3 protein-coding genes are annotated in these 1,377 nt (G+C 34.9%); all 3 read right to left on the bottom strand.

The genetic code is table 11. From position 1 onward, the window contains the following. Positions 1 to 223 precede the first annotated feature (223 nt). Positions 224 to 445 carry a hypothetical protein gene (locus HMPREF1552_RS12440; RefSeq protein ID WP_196808115.1) on the bottom strand — a complete coding sequence of 74 codons (222 nt, stop codon included), beginning with the start codon at positions 443 to 445 and terminating at the stop codon, positions 224 to 226. A 48-nt stretch (positions 446 to 493) separates the two neighbouring features. Beyond that, positions 494 to 691 (bottom strand): hypothetical protein, encoded by a 198-nt coding sequence (locus tag HMPREF1552_RS12435; protein WP_021743565.1) that lies wholly within the window; start codon positions 689 to 691, stop codon positions 494 to 496. A 330-nt stretch (positions 692 to 1,021) separates the two neighbouring features. Further along, a partial coding sequence (locus tag HMPREF1552_RS02860; RefSeq protein ID WP_021743564.1) for a transposase family protein occupies positions 1,022 to 1,377 on the bottom strand: 356 nt, incomplete at its 5' end.

Genomic DNA, 1,377 nt, shown 5'->3' with positions numbered 1-1,377 from the left:
TTTTTTAGATTTTTTTCATGCGTTTGTCGTGATAGTTCTACATGACAAATGTGTATAGATGTCAAACATTTATTACAAAAATATATTAAAAAAGTTTCTTTCTTAATGTAGCTTTTCACCTACTGATTTTACTTGTACTCTTTTAACACTTCATTTCAACTCCTGAAGCCTAATACTTTTCTTGATATGTTGTTGTATCTACTATTGTATTTCCTTACTGCCCTTAACAGTTCTTCTTTACTTTTAAATTTCTTGCCTGCGTAGTACTTGCTATCAAGCCTATGGCTTCTTTCCACTTTCCCATTCTCCCATGGTAAATATGGACGAACCCATACTCTATCCCCTTTTCATCCAGTTTCAGCTCAAACAGCGTTTTCTTCTCGCTTTCTGAGTTTGTAAATCCCTTTCCATTGTCTGTCTGAAGTTTCTTTATATCAGATCCCACCTCTTTTTCCAAGCTCTCAAGAAATTTTGAGATCTGATAGGTGTTTTCTCATCTGCTATCCTTAACACCCTTTTTCTTAATATATTTTATCTGATACTGCTTCTGGTCACGTGTGCCAAACTGTATGCATTCTTCTGGAACATACTTTACGTCTATCTGTACTCCTTCTCCTGGATACTTTGCCTGTTCAATCTTCTTTTTTCTTTTATGCGGCTTTTTAGATTTTTTCTTGACATCGCCCTTCATTTTCCTTGTTATCCTGCACATTGAATCGTATGTATTTCTGGTCTTGACATAAACTTCTACCAGTCCTTCGTAACCAAATTTTCTTTATTTTTTCATAACTAGCTCTATTTCTTCCTGCGTATGCTGGTTTGGAGAGTTTTTGAATTTTCTGCTTTTTGACAAAAGAGAATGGACTCTGCCATCGTATCTGTCTCTATCTGCTAACGTGATATCTTATACTAAACCTATTCGATATGAATTGCACAAAAAATCTTTTTCGTCTGCCACTATCTGAACCTTTATCGTGTGCCTTTTTTCCCGAATAATATTTCGACTATTTTTTTAGGACGCTCAATCTCGCATTACCAGTACAACTTCTATCTCAGTGTCTCTGACAAGCTCCCTATTTTTAGGCAATGAAAATTCTTCACTTTTTATCCGTATGTTCTCAGCCCATTTAACACACTCACAGATAGTGCTTTTTGCAACGCCGTATTCAAAGGCAATGTTTTCCATAGTTCTATAGTTATGATAATATGAAAGCATAATTACAAGCCTGTTAAGAACGGACAGTTTTCGCGGATGTCTGCCTCTTAAGTGCCCAATTCTGTATGCCTCATTCAAAAGTTTCAGCATTTTATGAATACCAAAAATTTTCTGATAGTCCTCTTCCTTAAGTTTTTTTATTTTTTCAACATTATTTATCA

The sequence above is a fragment of the Leptotrichia sp. oral taxon 879 str. F0557 genome, assembly GCF_000469385.1.
GTDB lineage: Bacteria > Fusobacteriota > Fusobacteriia > Fusobacteriales > Leptotrichiaceae > Leptotrichia > Leptotrichia mesophila.
Note: the sequence above shows the minus strand (reverse complement) of the source record. Positions and strands in the feature narration are given on the sequence as shown.